The following is a 19,726-nucleotide window of genomic DNA, read 5'->3' on the forward strand; positions in this document are numbered from 1 at the left end:
GATGTTGAAAAATAAACCATATCTACTAGGGTTGCTAATCTGACAAGGTTTGTAGCTATTAGCTTTTTGAGAGTATACATAGGGTGATAAATTACTTTTCATCTCCTGATTCAGCAACCCCCAAAAAAACTTGAAAAATCTTTCCTAGTTCCTCTCGATTTATCGCTAATTTGAAATTAAGCCCACAAATTAATCTTCTGCTTGACTGTTACGATCGGGAGATCGTGGTTATTAATCAACTGCTTAACAATAAGATGAATTGGAATCGATGGCATAAAATCACCATCGGGCAGAATTTTTTGTATTTTTTCACTGACATTACATTTAGATTTAGGCTTTTACAGCAATTCTTGATGGAAAATTTTTCTTATGACTCAAATATCAACAATGCCCACTTCAACTATGCCCTACAAAAATGCTGTTCTAGACGATCAACAACTGCAACAGGCTCTAAAAAAAATCAACCCAAAATTTGGCGATTTCGTAACTCGCGTTGCGGGTGAAGCTTGGGGACTGCCATTAATAGATCAAAAAACTAAGGCTTTGATTGTAATTACCGTTGATGTTGTCAATCAAAATTTATTAGGTTCGGGTACTCCTTTTGCTGCTCATGTGGATATGGCAATCAAACAAGGGGTGACTCGCGCCGAAATTGAGGAGTTGCTGCTATTTTTATGCGTTTACGCTGGATTTAACAAGGCTGCTGCCAGCTTTGGAGCTTTGGATGAAATCTTAACTGACTGAGGAGCAAGAGGAAAAATGACCATTTTAACCACAACTAGGAAGACCGATTATGCAGTACGCGATCGCCAAAGCAGATTAGCCTTTTATGTCTTGTTATGGAAACGCAAAGGTATTACTCGCGAACTATTTGATGACTATTGGCGAGACGTTCATGGTCCTGTCTGCGCTCGTTTGCCTGGTCAAAATCAGTATTGGCAGTTTCATCTCGATCGCAATGAAGGCGGTTTGTGGCCGACTATTCCAGGTATTAAATATAGTTGCCCTGATGAATATCAGTTTAATGGTATCGCCGAATTGACTTTTACCAGTGAAGCCGAAAGAAATGTCTGGTTTAAATCTGCTGCCATCTTGATGGATGACGAACACAATATTTTTAGTAAAGCGATTGGCTACAATACTAATCCTGGTAATTCAATAACCTATGTGGATGCTATTCCTAGTGGAGAACCTAACGGCGATCTTGGTCTGTTAAAGTTCCACATCATGATTAGAAAATCAGCCAAGGCTAGCGTTTCCGCTTTTCGTCAATATCTAACTGAAAGTTACGCTCCTGCGGTCGTCCAAAGTGAATCCGTACTTAAATTACGATTGCACCTATTTGAAGAAGTAGATAACTCTCGTCCTGATGCAGCGGGGGTGACACATATTGAACCGCTAGAACAACAATATCAGGCAGCAATAGAAATTGCTTTTGCCAATCCCTTGGAAATGGAAAAATTCTTTACTTCTAGAGAATATGCGATCTCAACCAAGGATTTAGCAAAATATGTAGATCGATTTTTACCTTTTCCCGAACGTACTGCTTATACCTTTGTCTATGACGGCAAAATGACCCTAGCAGGTCAGCGTAGTTCTACTGTTGCTGAATTAATTGCTAATATTGGCGCGACTAATCAACTCAAGGAGGATGTAACCACTCTTATGCTGCAACAACAATTGATCCAATCCAACGGTAAAGGAGCGACAAATGGCAGATCGCAGACTGCTCCTACCGCCATTAAAAAACGCACCAATTTCTATCAAGATTTAGCTGCCGATTATTCTCGTTCTGGATTAGTAACTGCTTATGTAGCCAAAAAACTGATTGAAGATGCCGAAAGATTTGCTGCGATGAAAGAACCGACATTACCAGAAATTAGTCCCAGTTATACTCTCCAACAAATAGAACAAGAAAACAAAGATTGGTGGCCCACCCACTGTGAAGCATTGAGACAGGGACGAGGTGATATCTTAACCGATGAATATCGCGACGATTTAGTGTATCTATGTCAAGACGGCCCCTATTATGGTCTAGACCAGCAAAAAGAACGAGAAAAACACTGGTGGGCGTTAATTGCTCAACCTGGAGTAACTATGTGCTGGCCCATCGTTATGTTTTACGGTGAAGTAACTTACTTTGAATGGAAATGTGTCGATGATGAAACCAACGAAAGCATTGCCAAAGGTAATGTTACCTGGGTGCGTCGCGGTCATCGAGGGGCGTGTTATCTCAAAACCGAACAGCTAACTTTTTATCGCGATGTTTTTGCCCCAGGAGACTTGCTGAGTTTAATTACTACCTAAAAATAAACCAAGAATTAAGAACTCATTCTCATCCAACCGAGAAGTAGCTCATGATAAATAATAGGTTTGATGATTTTTTAACTCGCGTAGTTGGTGAATACGATTTACGATTAATTGACCCGAAAGCTTTAGCCTTGATTGAGATCGCTGTAGAGATTGCCAATGGAACTTACAAGGATTCGAGTAATTCTTTTTTAGCTAGTATAGACCGAGCTTTTCAGCAGGGAATTACCCACCGAGAAATTGAAGAACTGTTGTTATTGCTATGTGTCTATGGTGGTTTTAATAAGGTAGCTGGTTGCTTTGGGACACTCAACGAGATTTTTGAGCAAACTGGTAACGGACATATGATATCTGCAATCAAACAACAAGATTATGCAATTCGAGATCGCCCAGGGCAAGTAGCTTTTTACGTGCTGTTGTGGAAACGTCGAGGTATTGACCGCGATTTATTCTACAATTACTGGAAAAACGTACACGGACCTCTCTGCGCTCGCTTACCTAGTCAATATCAATATTGGCAGTTTCATCTAGACCACAATCGAGGTGGTATTTGGCCTGCTATTCCAGGGATTGAATATATTTGCCCCGATTCAGCACAATTTGATGGGATCGCCGAACTAACTTTTGAAACAGAAACTGCCCGTCAGAGTTTCTTTGCATCCTCTGGGATTTTGATGGCAGACGAGCATAATTTGTTTAGTAAAGCGATCGGCTACAACACTGCTTTTGGTAATTCCAGAACCTATGTCGATCGCCTGCCCCTGGGCAATCCTAACGGTCAAATAGATGGGGTTAAATTCCACATCCCGATTCAGAAAGCTAACACTGTAAGTTTAGCTGAGTTTCGCCAATATCTTAGCGACAATTTTGCTTATGCGATCGCTCAGAGTAATTTGGTGTTGAAACTGAGACTGCATCTACTAGAAGCAGTAGATAACTCTCGTCCCGAAGCATTTGGAGTGAGTCATTCAGAACCGCCAGAACAACAGTATCAGGCAGCAATAGAAATTGCTTTTGCCAATCCCTTGGAGATGGAACAATTTTTTGCTTCTAGCGAATACGCGACCGCAACTAAAGATTTAGCCAAATATGTCAAGGCTTTTTATCCATTTCCAGAGCGCAGTGTCTACACCTTTGTCTATGACGGTAAAATGACCCTAGCAGGTAAACATAGTTCCCAAGTTGCCGATCTGATTTTACAGGCAGGAGCCACTAACCAGCTTAAAGAAGAGATAGTTTCTTTAATGAATGGCACAGAATCGCAATTGCCATCTGATAACTCCAGTAATTCTGGTTTGGGTCGTTACCTTCAAGGAATCCAGCACTTTGGCGTAACCGTAAATGACATGGCGCAAGCGACGGAATTTTATACCGAAGTTTTGGGAGGACAACTGGTAGTTAGTGAAAACGAATTAGTCGGCGATACGGTACAGAATACCCTATTTCAGAAAGAAGAACTAGATGCGATCGCCTCTGGTATCGATCCAGACATTACAGATTTGCCCCATCTTAGAAATGGCAAAGACAATGCGTTGGATGTCAAGTTTATTTCTTTTGGCAACACAGTAGTGGAATTGCTTCAGGTTCGAGAAGCGGGTAAACCCAATCCACATCAAAGTTCTGTTGACAGTCTTCCTTCCCATATCGGTCGCGTCAATGCTATGCACCTTTCTTTTAACGTTAAAGAAGGTATCGATTTAAACCTTTTTGCCCAAATGTTAGAAGAGGAATGCCAACATCGGGGCATGACCAATGTAGTTTTTAATCGGGTCATTCGAGTTAAATCGAAAGCAGAGAGAAAAGCGGTTGCTCTTAAATACAATTCCTTAAAGTTTTGGAATGAACCAGAAGACGAAGCACCAATTGACTGGAGCGACGATCCGATGGAGGGCTGGTCTTTATTCTACTGTAAAGGACCTAATGGGGAACAGCTCGAATTCAACCAAGTTACCCGCAAAGTCAAAGAACGATTTAGGCAAGGAGTACAAGAATACAACCAGGCAAATGCTACTTCTTTTACTTTTCCAGAGGAGAAGGTTACTGATAAGATGAACAACGGACATTCTCAGCTAATAGATATTACCTTTCCCCATCAAGCCAAACCGCAACCAAAAACAGACGACCGACTGTTTTTCTCCTTTAGCTCTGCGGTAAAAGCTCCTTTAGAAACTGTTTGGGAAGTAGTGGTAGACAAAATTGAAAATACGTCTCGCTACAACCCAGAGGCTCAAAATCCACAGATTTTAGCTAGATACTATAACGGCGTACTCAGGCAAATGAAAGCTTTGGGCATGACGGTCAAAGAAAAAATCGTTATTGATAAAGAAGCAGGAACGATCGTTCATACCCTATTAGATAATCCCTTTTTCACTGGCAAGATAGTAAATCAGCTTGTCCGACCAACAGCTAGCCATTCTCAAGACCCCTTGAAAATTAGCTATACCTTGGACTGGCAGCCAATTAACAAAGAAGGGGAAAAAATTGCTGCTAAAATTCGTGACAAACTTCAGCAAGCAGTCCGTCAAGCCGTCCTCAGTGCCAAAGAATTTTCCGAAAAACAAAACGAGTCGCCAAAAAAATTGTCAACCCAGATAAACCAAGTAAATAGGAAAAAATCAATGTCAACACAACTTCAAGGCAAAAATATCGACCTAGTAAAAAGGTTATTTTCTAGAGGTGAAGCATTTGATTCTGCTGGATTTATTACCTTTTTTACGGATAAGCCATTGTACCAGTTTGGTAACTTTGAAATCTGCTTCGATAAGCCAGCAATCAGACAATCAGCAGATAACTTTTTCAGTCAAATTAATGCAGTTTACCACGACATTAAAATGATGCGGGAAGTAGATGACGTGGTATTTGTAGAAATGGATGTTACCTATTGGCGTAAAGATAATTCTGTCATCACCCTACCTTGTTGTGATATCTTCCGTGTAGAAGGTGATAAATTCTCAGAATTGCGAATTTTCATGGATGTAGCTCCAGTTTTCGATCCCTCTATCAAAGTGCCAAGTACAACTTCTGTCATGACTATCAGTGAAAGCCAAAGAATGACTCCTCCAGATACCATGAAAAAGCACTTTGCTGAACATAAAGAAGGTAGACAAAGAGTAGAAACGGGAAATGTTCCTAAGTGGTCTATTAATGGACCTCAATGGATAATTGGTAGTAGTAACCAACCTCAATCGGATGATAATTTGATTCCCAAAGTAGAAAAAATGGTTGAAGCATTGACCATTGAAGATTGGGAATCATTTTATCCCTACTTCACATATGATGTGTACTACAAAGTTGGTGCTAATGAACCTGTATATGGTCCCCATGCTGCTGCACAATATTTATCTTCTTTTTATCAAATAGTTAAACCTACACAACACCAAGTCAGAGGTGCTTGGCAAGTAGGTAATGACACCGTGATCATCGAAATGGATGCTCACTACAGGAGAATTAATGATGGTCAAGAGATCACAGTTCCCTGTACTGATGTGTACAGATTTAAGGGTAATTTAATTAAGGAATGGCGGGTTTATCCTGATACTTCCAAGATTGGGGAAAATACTGATACTTCCAAAATTGAGGAAAATATAAGAGATTTTGCTAATTCACACCAAGGGTAAATGATCGATCATGATGACTATTTCTCAAGAAAGACAAATAGTCAGCGCAATAGTTATTTTCTTGGTCAAGCCAGAACAACATTTAGGTAATCCAGAAGAGGTGGCTTTAGCAAAAATCAATCATTTTTAATTGTCAACCGATAAATAACTAACGAACGATAAGTACTTCAAACGCAAGGAATTAAAACATCATGGCAACGAAATCTAAAGGCAAAATCGGCGTACTTATAGAAGAACATTTTGATGGTACAGAGTTTCGTCGGTTTAACGAATACTTTCCCACACAAGGTTATGAAGTCGAATACATTTCTCACCTCTGGGGTAACGAATCATTGCAATTTGGTTCTAATCCTGAAAATGACACCATCGAAGAACACGTTACAGTTACTACCGAAGTAGAAAATATTAACCCTGATGACTATAAAGGAATCATTTGTATCGGTGCATACGCGATGGATCGCCTAAGATATCAGGTTAATGTTACCAAAGGTCAAAAAAATAACGCCCCAGCAGTGGTATTTTTGCGACAAGCTGTAGCGACAGAAAATCTGAAATTAGGAACGATCTGTCATAGTCTGTGGCTGTTTTGTGCAGATTCCGACTTGCTCAAAGATCGTCAAGTAACTTGCGCTCACAATATCATTTGCGATGTCGAAAACGCAGGGGCAGAAATTATCTATGATGGCGATGTCACCGCCGATTTAGTTATCGATGGCAACCTCATTACAGGAAAGCATCCAGGGGTAGTCGATTTGTTTATGGACGCTTTTGTCAAAGAAATAGAAAAAGTTAACGCCCTTAGCTTTGCTTAACTTTTTGAGCGACAAAAGTTCATAACTTCTCAAAAATCAACTAATTAGGAAGCAAACAAATGCGAGTTCTTATTTGTGGAGCAACGGGAAATATCGGTCGTTTGACGGTCAATCAGGCTTTGAGTGCTGGACATGAAGTAACTGCTTTGGCTCGTTCTCCCCAAAAGCTCGATAATCAAAGCAATCTGAATAAAGCTCAAGGTGATGTCAGGGATGCTGCTAGTATCGAAGCAGCTATGGTAGGACAAGAAGCTGTTATAACCGTTTTTGGCGCACCCCTTAATTGGTCTACTGTGACTAGCGTTCCCGATCTCTGCACTACAGGAACTCGTAACATTATCAGTGCAATGAAACAACAGGAGGTAAAACGCCTGATATGTATGACTGGAATCGGTGCAGGAGATAGTCGGGAACATGGCAGATTTGTGTTCGATAACTTAATCTTACCTTTGCTATTAGGACGCATCTATGCAGATAAAAACCGCCAAGAAAGAGAAGTTATGCAGAGTAATTTAGATTGGACTATCGTTCGACCTGCTGAATTAACCGACGAATCTGAAACGGATGACTATCGTGTCTTAACCGATCTCAAAGGACAAAAAGCTAAAACTATTGCCCGTACTAATGTAGCCGATTTTTTAGTCAAACAGGTAAAAAGCGATCGCTTTTTACACCAAACACCACTGATTACAAAATAATCAAACTAATGTTTAGCTAAAACCCTTTTGGCGTTGCTGATTTAGCGAACGAGTGCGCGACGGCGAAGCCGAGTCCTTTAGGGGTCTTGGGCGGGGCAGAAGAGTTCTGCCTTCAGAAGACAGAATCAGCCCCTTGGGTTTCCCTCAATGAGCAATATGCGCGATGCGCGACGGCGAAGCCGAGTCCTTTAGGGAAGCGAGGCCTTTAGGGGAGCGGTATCCTTTAGGACTCGTTCAAGACAGTAATGTCACCCAAAATAATACGGTTCGTAGACGGGCGGTATCCCCATCTCTTGACAATGTAAACTTCCCTCATTAACCTCAACAGCGTTATTGGATATGAGTCGCGAAACCCCAGCATCTCTCACGCTCAAAAGACACACCCTCCTATAAGCTTTCTTGCTTTGAAATAATTTTGAATAACAGTATAGATTAGTAAAAACTTGTCTCAGCATTATGCATTCACCAACGCCAAACTTTTAAGTATTCAATTTGGCAAAATCAATCGGATTCCGATCGCGCTTCAAATTTAACCCTTTAACTACACTACAAAACCAACATGGAAGAACGCAAAACTCTCACAACTAAAGACGGTTATCCGATTGCCGATAATCAAAATTCCTTGACTGCTGGTGCTAGAGGTCCAGTAGTTATGCACGATTTTCATCTTTCGGAAAAACTAGCTCACTTTAATCGCGAACGTATTCCCGAACGAGTGGTTCATGCTAAGGGTGCTGGTGCTTTGGGTACGTTTACTGTTACCAAAGACATCACTCAGTACACCAAAGCTAAACTGTTTTCTGAAGTCGGAAAACAAACCCCAGTCTTGGCTCGTTTTTCTACCGTAGGGGGTGAGAAAGGTTCTGCTGATGCCGAACGAGATCCTCGTGGTTTTGCAGTAAAATTTTATACCGAAGAAGGTAACTGGGACATGGTGGGAAATAATACCCCTGTCTTTTTTATTCGCGATCCGCTTAAGTTTCCCGACTTTATTCATACTCAAAAACGCTGTCCTGCTAACAATCTTAAAGATCCATATATGCGTTGGGACTATTGGTCGCAATCTCCTGAAGCACTACATCAGGTAACAATTCTTTACAGCGATCGCGGTATTCCGAAAACCCATCGTCACATGAATGGTTATGGCAGTCATACCTATAGTTTAATTAATGAAGATAACCAGCGAGTTTGGGTTAAATTCCATTTCAAAACTGTGCAGGGAATTCAAAACTTAACTGAAACCGAAGCTGCTAAAATCAAAGCCCAGAATTCAGATCATGCGACTGAAGATCTTTGGGATGCGATCAAAGAGAGTGACTATCCTCGGTGGCGTTTCTGTATTCAGGTAATGACTGAAGAACAAGCAAAAACTCACCCTGATAATCCTTTCGATCTGACCAAAGTTTGGAAACACGCTGATTATCCTTTAATCGAAGTGGGTATCCTCGAACTCAATCGCAATCCCGATAACTATTTTGCCCAAATCGAACAGGCAGCATTTTCTCCCAGTGCGATTGTGCCAGGAATTGATTTTTCTCCCGATAAAACTTTATTAGCGCGGGTTGCGTCTTACAATGATGCCCATCGCTATCGTTTAGGCACAAATTACCAACAACTGCCAGTCAACTTACCTCAATGTCCTTTTGCTACTTACCAGCGAGATGGCGCAATGGCTTATGGCGATAATGGTGGCAGTACTCTCAATTATGAACCTAATAGTGACCCCAACGCACCCAAACCCAGCACCGATTATCAAGAACCACCTTTGCCTTTAGGAAATGTAGCTGTAGATAGATACGATCATCATGAGGGCAATGATGAATACTCTCAAACAGGTGATTTATATCGTTTACTAGATGAGGATGCCAAACAAAGACTGGTTGATAACATTGTCGGTAGTTTAGGACAAGTTCCTGAAGAGATTCAATTAAGGCAACTCTGTCACTTTTTCCGTGCTGATACTGATTATGGAATGCGGATTGCTAGAGGTTTGGGAATTAAAATCGATCCTTCGATGTTACCAAAAGAACTCCAAGAACTGAAAGCTTGAAACTAATACCATAAAAGACTTATAAGCTATTGTCAATATTGCGAGTCGGAGTAATTTTTACCACGCCCAACGAGGCTAAAGTAACTCGTCATTAAGTAATAAGTAATAAGTAAAGCCCGAAGTATGGTTTAAAGCCGAGGGCGCGTCATTTGAATTTAGTTCAAATGCTCGACTCGCCCGTTCCTGCCATTTATGGCGCGAAAATATAGAAATATAATTCAATAATTGAATCCTCGCTCCTTCTCCGCAGAGGTAATGACGAGTTACTCGTTACTTATTACTCGTGAAATTTTAAGTCGCTACACCTAAGTATTAAAAAAGGTATGAGCAAATGATTTCTCAATCTAAGTCCAAAAACATCCCCCTATCAGTTTTAATTGTTGGGTTACTCTCTTTTGGTGTTGGTAGTTGTGGTAATAGAAACAACCAGCAAACAAATCAACCTCAAGCAGTTGCTGTACAGCTACAAACTATCGAACCAGTTACTATCAATGACAGTAGCGAATATGTCGGCACTTTACAAGCTAGAGATCGAGTGAGTCTGGCACCCCGCACCGAAGGCAGAATCTTAGAAATCTTTGTCAGTCAGGGCGATCGCGTTAGTCGAGGCGATCCTATTGCCTCCTTTGAACCAACTCAAGAAGAGGAAGACGTTAATGCAGCGACCCAAAGCGTCAATGTCGAACGAGCCATATTAGGGCAAACCCAAGCCGAATTGAGTACAGCCGAAGCCAACCGCGCTGCTGCTGCTGCCGAAGTGGAAAGTGCTAGAGCCGATTTGCAAGAATTAGAAGCCGAGGTAGAACTGGCACAAATCAATATTGAGCGAACTAAGATGCTAGTTGAAGGAGGAGCAGTAGCACAACAGGATTTAGATGACGATAATCGCGATTTAAAAAGCAGTCTTGCCCAGCGTAATTCGAGAAAAGAAACTCTGAATGCAGCAATTGAGTCGCTACGAGCAGCAGAAAGAGAGGTAGAGCAATCCAGAGCAAATATAGACAGTCAAAATGCCACGATAAGAAGAACAGAAGCCGAATTAGGCTCTATTAGCCAAAATTTAGCTTTTAATACTATCAATGCACCCATCGACGGTATTGTCGGCAGTTTTGATGATAACAAAGTCGGTGATTACGTTGACGTTGGCGAAGAGTTGACCACCATTACCAACAATCAAAGCTTCGACCTTAATATTAATATACCTGTAGAATACCGCGATCGCCTCAAAACAGGACTGTCAGTAGAAATTATTAACCAAGATGGTAGCCCAGGAGTGTCAGGAAAAATTACCTATATAGCTCCCTTAGTTCAACAAAACACTCAGTCAATTCTGACTAAAGTTACTTTTGCCAATGAAAATAGCCTCAAAGATCGAGAATATGTCAGAGCCAAAGTAATTTGGGACAAAAAACCAGGAGTGTTAGTCCCAACTACTGCCGTGTCTACCTTGGGAGGACAAAGTTTTGTATACATTGCCCAACAACAAGAATCCGAGTCAGGAAAAACATCTTTAGTTGCCCAACAACAACCCATAAAGCTAGGAAAAATTCAGAATCAAGATTATCAGATAATTTCTGGCATTAAAGAAGGAGACAGAATTGCGGTTTCCAATATCCTCAGCCTTAGAGATGGTACAGCCATTAGTGAAGCAGAACAAGAGCAAGCCGTGTCTGATGCGGTAGAAGGACTAAAAAACTGAAGGGTAGACAAGTAGCAAGCAGAAAGTATGGCAATAACATTATTTATCATAATTTTCTACTAACTACTGTAAAGACGCGAAATAAGAAGTCTCTACCCATTAACTACTAACTACTTTGAAGAAATGTCCATCTCAACCCCATTTATTAAACGCCCCGTTCTCACTACCGTCTGTACAATTGTAATTGTGTTGTTGGGCGTTATCTGCATCGCATTGTTGCCTTTAGATAAACTGCCTCAAATTGCTCCCAAGCAAATCACAGTGAGTGCTAACTATGTAGGCGCAGATGCTAGAACTACCGTAGATAATGTCACTACTGTATTAGAAAGAGAAATCAATGGTACAGAAGATGTCAGATGGATTAACTCCAACACCGATAATAACGGTAATGCCACGATCAATGTGTCTTTTCCTGTAGAGAAAGATACCAATATTGCTCAGGTACTGGTGCAAAACAGAGTTGCTCAGGCACAATCAAATTTACCTCAAAGTGTTCTCGCCACGGGAGTAACTACAGAGAAACAATCTCCTAGTATTACTCTGGCTTATGCTTTTTCTTCAGAAAAAGATGAAAATGGCGAATACTATTATGACCCTGTGTTTATCTATAACTATGTCAATCGCTATTTATGGAACGAACTCAGAAAAATTGAAGGAGTAGGAAGTCTCAGTGCATTTGGTTCAGCTAGTTATTCGATGCGAATTTGGCTCGATCCCAATAAATTGGCTGCTAGGGGATTAACAGCAAGCGATGTAGTTGGTGCGATTCAAAACCAAAACTTTGAAGTCGGTGCGGGGGGTGTGGGCAGACAACCAGTACCAATCGCACAGCAGTACGAATTACCCTTAAGAGTCAACGGTAGATTTACCACTGTCGAAGAAGCAGAAAGCCTAGTAGTACAAGCCCAAAGCGACGGTACGCTGATTAAGATTAAAGATGTCGGACGAGCCGAATTAGGAGTAGAAGATTATTTTACCAAATCCATATTTGATGGGGAAGCCCCTGCGGTCGGATTACTTATCTATCAGCTTCCTGGTACAAATGCACTGAATACTGCCGAGTTAGTTAAAGCAAAAATGGCAGAATTAGAGGCAGATTTTCCCAGGGGTTTAAAAGCAGAAATTGCTCATGATAATACTCTGTTTATCAATTCTTCTTTGCAAGACTTGGTAGTTACCTTGGTACAGGCAATTGGACTGGTTGTCTTAATTATCTTTATTTTTCTTCAAGACTGGCGTACTACCCTGATTCCAGCGATCGCTATTCCTGTAGCCTTAATTGGAGCGATGATTGCACTACAAGCATTAGGATTCACCCTCAATCAGCTAACCCTATTTGCTTGTGTACTGGCAACGGGTTTGGTAGTAGATGACGGGATTGTGATCGTCGAAGCAGTATCAGCCAAGCTTTCTCAGGGGATGCGTCCTGTGCAGGCAGCTTTAGATGCAATGGAAGAGTTGGTCGGGGCGGTAATTTCTACTTCTGTGGTCTTGATGGCGGTGTTTATCCCCGTCACTTTCTTCCCTGGTACAACAGGGATTGTTTACAAGCAGTTTGCCCTCACTATCGCTTTTGCTGTAGTCTTTTCCACCTTTAATGCCTTGACTTTTTCTCCCAGTATGTCAGGAGTATTTCTGCGTCGGACGCAACCCGTAAAAGGACCTTTGGGCTGGTTATTTCCTAGATTTAACAGAAGTTTTGACTGGTTGAAAGAACGCTATCGAAGTCTGATTGAATTTCTCACCAACATAAAGCTTTTTGTCATCGCAATCTTTATTGGTGGTTTAGTGCTGACGGGTTGGACATATACCAGTTTGCCTCAAGGATTCGTACCTGAAGAAGACCAAGGCTATTTCTTTGTGCTAGTCGAGGCTCCTCCTGGTGTTTCCTTGAACTACACTCATAACATTACTCAGCAAGCAGCCGAGATGATTATGGAATATGAGGAAGTGGAGCATTCTTTGGCATTTTCAGGATTTTCTTTTGACGGTCAAAATAGTAATAAAGGAGTTATGTTTGTCAAGCTTCATCCTTGGAATCAAAGACTAGGGGATTCTAGCTCGGTGTTTGGGCTGCTACAGCGAATCAATCAGCAGTTTCAACAACATATTGATGGCGCGAGTGTCATTGCCGTTAATGCTCCTCCCGTAGACGGCTTGAGTAACTTTGGTGGTTCGGAAATTTATATCCAAGACCGTCAGGGTAGGGGAATGGAAACCCTAATGAGCAATACTCAACAGGTAATTGCTGCTGCTAACGAAAGACCCGAAATTGCCTTTGCATTCACTACCTTTACCTTTGATAGTCCGATGCTAGAGGCCGATATCAACCGCAATCAGGCCAACGCCCAAAATGTCGATATCAGCGAAATTCTCAATACCCTGCAAACCTATCTTGGTTCAAACTTTGTCAATCAATTTGTCTTAGATGGCAGACTTTATCGAGTGTATGCTCAAGCAGAAGCTGAGAGACGCTCCAATCCAGATGATATTAACCGTCTTTCTGTGCGCTCTCGTGATGGGGAATTAATTCGGCTCAGCAGTCTCATCAATGTTCAACAAATTTCTTATCCGCCTATTGTTAGCAACTACAACGTTTATCCAGCAATTAGAGTTATTGTTGCTCCCACACCTGGTTATAGTTCGGGACAGGTAATTACGGCGATGGAGGAAGTAGCAGAAGCGACTTTACAACCAGGTTTTGGTTACGAATGGACCAATACCGCAGCCGAAGAAAAAACTGCTGGCGGAGCTGCACCTCTAGTATTTGGTCTCGCTTTTGTGATGGTTTTTCTGGTGCTAGCAGCACAATACGAAAGCTATATCGATCCTCTAATTATTATGCTCACCGTTCCCCTAGCTATCCTGGGTGCATTGGGTGGAATTTGGCTGAGAGCAACTTTTTTACAGGCTGGTGGAGTGTGGCCCGTTCTCAACAACAACATTTATGCTCAGGTAGGTTTGGTGATGCTAATTGGTATGGCAAGTAAAAATGCGATTCTCATTGTGGAATTTGCCAATCAAAACCGCGATTTGGGTATGAGTATTGAAAAAGCCTCTATTTTTGCATCCGAACAGCGATTTAGAGCAATTTTAATGACTGCGATTTCTACTTTAGTCGGTTTTATGCCTCTCTTAATTGCTAGTGGTGCTGGTGCAGTCAGTCGTTGGTCTTTAGGAACGGCGGTGTTCGGCGGAATGTTAGTGGCAACTGCTTTGAGTCTGATCTTTGTCCCTATTCTTTATATTGTAATCAAAAACTTTGAACAATCTTTCTTAAAAAGAGACAGGAAGAAAGACGGTGGAACTCAAGGACGAGAGAATGCGAATCATCATAATAATGGAACGCTAACAAAAGTTCCTTCAGAGACTGAAAAAAAACAATCAACAATTAAAAATTAATAATTAACAAAATGTTTAAAGAATGGAATTTCAACGATTGGATGAATAATGGTTTATTCTTTCTAACAGCTTTGATACTAATTTATTCGTTTGTTTTTTTATAATTTCTACTTTAGTTATGAATATAAGAATGTTAGTTTTTTCAGGAATTATGACAGCTTTAGCTGGTGCTTTATTAGGATTGATAGTTGCCCATATTGCGGAAAAAGAATCTCGACAACCAATTGCGATTATAGCTGGCTCTGGTTTAGGTTTTGCCGTTGGTGTTGGCTACGAAGCAATGCAGCAGAATCGAGAACGAGAAGAAACCGATTAAACAGTCTTTGTGGTGCGGAGTGTAAGTATGAGTGTAAAAGAGATAAACAGATTGAAAGCAAAAAATCAATAATTGCCATGTTAAAACTCAATTTTTGTTCCCAAAAAGAGAGAAAGTGGCTAGATAAGACCGCTATTTTTCCTCGTAAATATCTAATTTTTCTAGTAATAGTAATGACTGCTGCCAGCATCAATTACTTTTATTCTCTAGCCATGATGCTTTTAACTACATTTATTTTTGCTTATCTAACCAAAGGTTCACGCTGTAAATAATCGATCGCTAATATATGCTTTTATAAATTTTTCGTCCAACGGTCGATCGATGCTCAGATTCGACTGCGAGCTAAAAGCAAAGCTATGCAATCGCCAAGGCAAAAGAATCAGGGCAAACGCACCCAAATTGAGTCCAAAATGTCTGAAGAAGAAAGAAAGGATGAAACTCGAAAAAGAAAGTAATTAGTATAAAACACTTTATTTTAGCGACATAATGAGAAACAACACTAGGATAAATCTAGTTAAAGTAACAATTAATTAGCGACAAAAGTTAGCTCTAAGAATGGATGAAATGATGGCTTTAATTATTCTGCAGATTTCATTGGTTTAGAGAGATTGTCGCTCTTAAATGAATTTTTTGTAGATAACATTTATTATTAAAAATTAAGCTTTTTACCTCCTTATTTTTATGAGTGTACCAAAAAAACTCCAAATAGAAAATTTAAGTTCTAATCAACAAAAATCTGAATCAAATAATCTCAGGGTAGTAGAAATTTCTAAAAATAAGCAGAAACCAAAAAGTACAGTCAACTTTTTGAGTCATCTACTAGCTATTCGAGCAATTGACTATTGGCTTGAACGAGTAAAATATCCCATTGATATTCAAAAAGCTCTCAAATTTTTAGGCTTAAGAATAAAGAATGATGCTGATTCATCTAAGCAAAATGAGTTGGATATACTCAATTTTTTGCAAAAATCTAACTCAAAAAAAATAGGAGATTTATTTCAAGAAATCGAGTTAAGAATGGAGGAATTGTATAAAGTATACAGTTTTAATTATAATAATAGTGATTCTATAATTAGTCTATTTGAAAAGGCAGAAAATTACCTAGATAAATTGTATACAGGCACTAAATCATGTGGATGTCATCTTACTTTAAAGACTAACTATCAAAATTTACACAGAGAATTAAACGATAGATTTAATAATTTAGTTTCTTTTTGGAAGATAGCATCAGTTCAAAACAGTTTATATTTCTTTCAAGAAATTAACAGCTTTTTGCTCAGTTTGGAAAATGAATATCAAAAAGAAAAAGAAAAATATTTAGACAAAGAAAATGCTTGTTTACGAACCTACAAAAGATTTTTGTCCGCTATTCGGTACCAAGATAATCAAAATGATTTATGTAAATTACACAATAATTTATCCATAGCTAAGCAGTCGTTATTAAATTCATATAAATTTAAAATTAAAGCAGAGACATATTTTTTGGCTAATCAAGTTTTGAATAGTCTAATCAAAAATAATCAAATGTATATTGAGATTTTACAAGAATGTTATCAGTTTTTAGCACAAGTTAAAGCTAATTTTTTGACTCAAGCTAATATAGAAGAAAATAATTTATTTTTACCCTTGATTGCTGATAAAATAACTAATCAAGTTAATCTGGGTCATTTGCAAACAAAAGTCGAAATAAAATTAGGACACTCTTTGCCTACTTGGAAGCGTTACACTGGCATCACTATAAACAATGTCCAAGATGCACTTCTCGAAGAAGTTAAACCCATAGCCAAAAAAATTTGCTTAGACACATATCATCAACTCGCTTGCGAAGTTGATGGTTTTGAGTAGCGGTTAAATTCTTTGGCTAAAAATACTAATTTTTTTTGCACCATGCACTATACACACTCTATCAGGAGAAAATGTATTATACCAATTGGAAGCAAGAATGTAACAGATGAGTTTTAGGGTGGGCGACGCAAAGCTAGTACTTTAGTGCAATACCCACCTACCTTTGGATTGAATTTATGTGTAGCTTTCCATTTATCAAATTGATATTACCCGGATTTATTTTAGATTTTACTGAAATTTTTGCTGCTTAATTTCTCAAGAATAATCTCATCAAAATTATTACAAGTAGAAGATTTATTTAATCTCGAACAAATCGGACGCTATTTTGGCGGGGCGTATACTCTTTCACCAGATGGTAAAATGTTAGCACACGTAGTTCAAAGAGCCAAAGCAACTACCAAAAACCATAAGCAAGTTTTTCTTTAGGGAAACGATCGCGCTGATATTGGATTGGTGGATTTAGTAACATCTGAGCCTATTAATCTTACTAATGGAAGAAAAAAAGATTTTCGTTATTGGTATTCTGCTTGGTCGCCCGATGGCAAACGGTTAGCGATGTTATCTACCAAGAGAGGAAACGTAACTCTTTGGGTTTGAGATCGAGCTACTGGTAATTTACAGCAACTTACTCACAGTTGATGGAGAGACATCTCTGTAATACTTTGTAAAATTCAATACATTATTGTGTTAATTCTTAACCTGATTATATAAATCATTAAATAATTTAATTACGAAAAATATACCCTTAAAAGTCTTCAATCTCTCTTTTCTACTTAAGGGTGTTTTATTATAGGGTAAGGGAGATGGGGAGAACGAGAAATTTTCCCAAAGTTATCATATTCCAATTTTTGTTATTCAACGAATTGTTAATAATTGCAGTTGATTTAAGCAAAATAATTTTTAAGGATTTAATCACTAAATTAGCTGCAAAACAAGCAAATTTAGCGAATTAGTATGGCTTTTGAGAAACATCATTGTATTATCTTTTGTTAAATAAATTTTAGGATGCAAAATCAAAAAGAATTAACCGAAATTATTGCAGCAGAAAAACCTCAAAATCTAGTTCGCGAGAAACTCAATTTTTGGCAATTGTGGAATATGAATTTGGGTTTTTTGGGAATTCAGTTTGGCTGGGGTTTACAGATGGCGAATATGAGTGCCATTTTTGAATACTTGGGCGCAAATGCTCACCAATTGCCTTTGTTGTGGCTGGCTGCGCCTGTAACTGGTTTGATCGTGCAACCGATTATTGGCAATTTAAGCGATTATACCTGGACTGTTATCGGTAGAAGAAGACCTTATTTTTTATTAGGTGCAATTTTAGCTTTCATAGCATTAGTTTTAATGCCAAGATGTTCTACTTTGTTGGGTGCTGCTGGTTTGTTGTGGCTGCTAGATACTAGCAATAACATGAGCATGGTACCTTTTCGGGCTTTTGTCGGAGATTTATTACCCATAGAGCAACGGACTGTGGGATTTGCGCTACAAAGTGTTATGGTAGGGATAGGAGCGATCGCAGCTTCGACTCTTCCCTGGATTTTAAATCACTTTTTTGCGGTTAATAATCTTAGTTATCCATCGCATCTCATTCCTCTGACTATAGAAATTTCTTTTTATGCGGGCGCAGTTGTGTTTTTGGGGACAATTTTATGGACTGTGGTAACAACTCCTGAGTATCCACCCCAAAATGAAGCAAAATTCGAGCAGTTACAGGAAACGCGAGGAGGTATTTTAAACAGTCTTCAGGAAACATGGGAAACGCTACAGGAGATTCCTCCTAAGATGAAACAATTGGCAAGAGTACAATTTTGCAGTTGGTTGGGTGCTTTTTGTTTTTTCCTCTATTTTCCTCCCGCAGTGGCTCATGATGTTTTTGGTGCAGTGAGTCGCCATTCTGCTTTATACAGTAATGGTATTGAATGGGCGGGTTTATGTTTTGCTCTATATAACGGGGTTTGTATTGGGTTTTCTTTTTTGTTACCTCGTTTAGCTAAACGCTTTGAGAGATCGCTAATTCATGGAATATGCTTGCTCTGTGGTGGTATTAGTTTAATTACTATTTGGGTGATTCCTAACCAGTATTTCTTGCTAGTTGTAATGTTGGGTTGGGGTATTGCTTGGTCTAGTATGTTAACTATGCCCTATGCGATGTTAAGTAGCAGCATTCCTCCACAACGACGGGGAATCTATCAGGGTATTTTTAATTTCTATATTGTTTTACCAGAAATTGCGATCGCTCTTGGCTTTGGTTGGGTTATGAGTCATTTTCTGGATGATAATTGTTTACTTGCGGTATTAGTAGGTGGTGTATTTTTAATCGTGGCTGCCATATTAACTCAGTTTATTGAATCTAATGATGATTAATGTTCGATCTAGTCATTCCAATTAATTTCTTTACGTTGTTCAATAATGGTTTCTATTGGGAATTACGATACTTGTTAGCGAAAATAGCAGCTTGAGTGCGATCAGGCGAAGCCTGGCACTTCGTGATCGCGTACATTAAGGCGACGTAAAATACTATTGATGTGATTTTTAACAGTACGCTCAGTGATATACAATTCTGCTGCAATTTCTCGGTTGTTATAACCTTGAGCAATGAGTTGCAAGACTTCTGTTTCTCTAGAGGTTAATTCAGCTAATTCTGATGGTATGGTTGCAGGAATCTGAGAGTTAGAGGAAAGAGTCTTTTCAAATAATCCTGGACCCATTTCAATACCGTTCGGTTAAGCCCCCCAGCCCCCAACTTTGAGGGAGTTATATTTGTGAAAGTCCCCCAGGATTGGGGGATTTAGGGGACGGACAAAATAACTTGAGATACTAACCGAACAGTATTGGGACCCATTTGAGTATAACCTTTGTTCACTGCCCTAATTGCCTGAGCTAGTTCGACTGAAGGAGTATCTTTGAGTAAATAACCTTTTGCACCACAAGCCATTGCTTGAATAACGTATTCATCATCATCAAAAGTGGTTAAGAC

At 39.5% G+C, this 19,726-nt stretch carries 14 protein-coding genes and 2 pseudogenes; 15 read left to right on the plus strand and 1 reads right to left on the minus strand.

What is annotated here, in order from left to right:
- The first annotated feature begins 402 nt into the window (after positions 1–402).
- The 15 genes and pseudogenes from H1P_RS03810 (at position 403) to H1P_RS03885 (ending at position 19,113) form a co-directional block, all read left to right on the plus strand.
- The gene (locus H1P_RS03810) at positions 403–744 is read left to right on the plus strand and encodes a carboxymuconolactone decarboxylase family protein (protein ID WP_144864372.1); all 342 of its coding nucleotides are present in this window, start codon (positions 403–405) and stop codon (positions 742–744) included.
- Positions 745–759: 15 nt separating this feature from the next.
- Positions 760–1,104: pseudogene (locus tag H1P_RS39235) on the plus strand (EthD domain-containing protein); the annotation flags it as partial.
- 636 nt (positions 1,105–1,740) lie between these two features.
- The gene (locus H1P_RS39240; RefSeq protein ID WP_342799525.1) at positions 1,741–2,307 is read left to right on the plus strand and encodes a hypothetical protein; all 567 of its coding nucleotides are present in this window, start codon (positions 1,741–1,743) and stop codon (positions 2,305–2,307) included.
- 50 nt (positions 2,308–2,357) lie between these two features.
- Positions 2,358–5,927 carry a nuclear transport factor 2 family protein gene (locus H1P_RS37215; protein ID WP_222426918.1) on the plus strand — a complete coding sequence of 1,190 codons (3,570 nt, stop codon included), beginning with the start codon at positions 2,358–2,360 and terminating at the stop codon, positions 5,925–5,927.
- 191 nt (positions 5,928–6,118) lie between these two features.
- Positions 6,119–6,739: a DJ-1/PfpI family protein gene (locus tag H1P_RS03835; RefSeq protein ID WP_144864325.1), complete on the plus strand. Its 621-nt coding sequence runs from the start codon at positions 6,119–6,121 to the stop codon at positions 6,737–6,739.
- A 59-nt stretch (positions 6,740–6,798) separates the two neighbouring features.
- Complete coding sequence (locus H1P_RS03840) at positions 6,799–7,437, plus strand: NAD(P)-dependent oxidoreductase (protein WP_144864327.1); 639 nt, start codon at positions 6,799–6,801, stop codon at positions 7,435–7,437.
- Positions 7,438–7,996: 559 nt separating this feature from the next.
- Positions 7,997–9,487, plus strand: a complete 1,491-nt coding sequence (locus H1P_RS03845) for a catalase (protein WP_144864329.1) — start codon at positions 7,997–7,999, stop codon at positions 9,485–9,487.
- Between the two features lie 331 nt (positions 9,488–9,818).
- A complete protein-coding gene (locus H1P_RS03850; protein WP_144864331.1) occupies positions 9,819–11,186 on the plus strand; it encodes an efflux RND transporter periplasmic adaptor subunit in 1,368 nt (455 codons plus the stop codon).
- Between the two features lie 123 nt (positions 11,187–11,309).
- Complete coding sequence (locus H1P_RS03855) at positions 11,310–14,588, plus strand: efflux RND transporter permease subunit (RefSeq protein WP_144864333.1); 3,279 nt, start codon at positions 11,310–11,312, stop codon at positions 14,586–14,588.
- 118 nt (positions 14,589–14,706) lie between these two features.
- Positions 14,707–14,904, plus strand: a complete 198-nt coding sequence (locus H1P_RS03860) for a hypothetical protein (RefSeq protein ID WP_144864335.1) — start codon at positions 14,707–14,709, stop codon at positions 14,902–14,904.
- Positions 14,905–14,981: 77 nt separating this feature from the next.
- Entirely contained in the window at positions 14,982–15,176 is a 195-nt protein-coding gene (locus tag H1P_RS03865; protein ID WP_144864337.1) for a hypothetical protein, read from the plus strand.
- Positions 15,177–15,585: 409 nt separating this feature from the next.
- Complete coding sequence (locus tag H1P_RS03870; RefSeq protein WP_144864340.1) at positions 15,586–16,749, plus strand: hypothetical protein; 1,164 nt, start codon at positions 15,586–15,588, stop codon at positions 16,747–16,749.
- Between the two features lie 240 nt (positions 16,750–16,989).
- Complete coding sequence (locus H1P_RS03875) at positions 16,990–17,175, plus strand: hypothetical protein (RefSeq protein ID WP_144864341.1); 186 nt, start codon at positions 16,990–16,992, stop codon at positions 17,173–17,175.
- Positions 17,176–17,202: 27 nt separating this feature from the next.
- Positions 17,203–17,346: a TolB-like translocation protein gene (locus H1P_RS03880; RefSeq protein ID WP_186375823.1), complete on the plus strand. Its 144-nt coding sequence runs from the start codon at positions 17,203–17,205 to the stop codon at positions 17,344–17,346.
- 408 nt (positions 17,347–17,754) lie between these two features.
- Complete coding sequence (locus H1P_RS03885) at positions 17,755–19,113, plus strand: MFS transporter (RefSeq protein WP_144864345.1); 1,359 nt, start codon at positions 17,755–17,757, stop codon at positions 19,111–19,113.
- Between the two features lie 101 nt (positions 19,114–19,214).
- Here the strand turns inward: H1P_RS03885 and H1P_RS39780 are convergent.
- Positions 19,215–19,726: pseudogene (locus H1P_RS39780) on the minus strand (LuxR C-terminal-related transcriptional regulator); the annotation flags it as partial.

It is taken from the genome of Hyella patelloides LEGE 07179 (genome assembly GCF_900659865.1).
Classification (GTDB): Bacteria; Cyanobacteriota; Cyanobacteriia; order Cyanobacteriales; family Xenococcaceae; genus Hyella; species Hyella patelloides.

Bases quoted from the DNA above. Each gene is read 5' to 3' on its own strand.
- H1P_RS03810 (WP_144864372.1), top strand. From the start codon at position 403: ATGCCCTACAAAAATGCTGTTCTAGACGATCAACAACTGCAACAGGCT.
- H1P_RS37215 (WP_222426918.1), top strand. From the start codon at position 2,358: ATGATAAATAATAGGTTTGATGATTTTTTAACTCGCGTAGTTGGTGAA.
- H1P_RS03835 (WP_144864325.1), top strand. From the start codon at position 6,119: ATGGCAACGAAATCTAAAGGCAAAATCGGCGTACTTATAGAAGAACAT.
- H1P_RS03840 (WP_144864327.1), top strand. From the start codon at position 6,799: ATGCGAGTTCTTATTTGTGGAGCAACGGGAAATATCGGTCGTTTGACG.
- H1P_RS03845 (WP_144864329.1), top strand. From the start codon at position 7,997: ATGGAAGAACGCAAAACTCTCACAACTAAAGACGGTTATCCGATTGCC.
- H1P_RS03850 (WP_144864331.1), top strand. From the start codon at position 9,819: ATGATTTCTCAATCTAAGTCCAAAAACATCCCCCTATCAGTTTTAATT.
- H1P_RS03855 (WP_144864333.1), top strand. From the start codon at position 11,310: ATGTCCATCTCAACCCCATTTATTAAACGCCCCGTTCTCACTACCGTC.
- H1P_RS03860 (WP_144864335.1), top strand. From the start codon at position 14,707: ATGAATATAAGAATGTTAGTTTTTTCAGGAATTATGACAGCTTTAGCT.
- H1P_RS03865 (WP_144864337.1), top strand. From the start codon at position 14,982: ATGTTAAAACTCAATTTTTGTTCCCAAAAAGAGAGAAAGTGGCTAGAT.
- H1P_RS03870 (WP_144864340.1), top strand. From the start codon at position 15,586: ATGAGTGTACCAAAAAAACTCCAAATAGAAAATTTAAGTTCTAATCAA.
- H1P_RS03885 (WP_144864345.1), top strand. From the start codon at position 17,755: ATGCAAAATCAAAAAGAATTAACCGAAATTATTGCAGCAGAAAAACCT.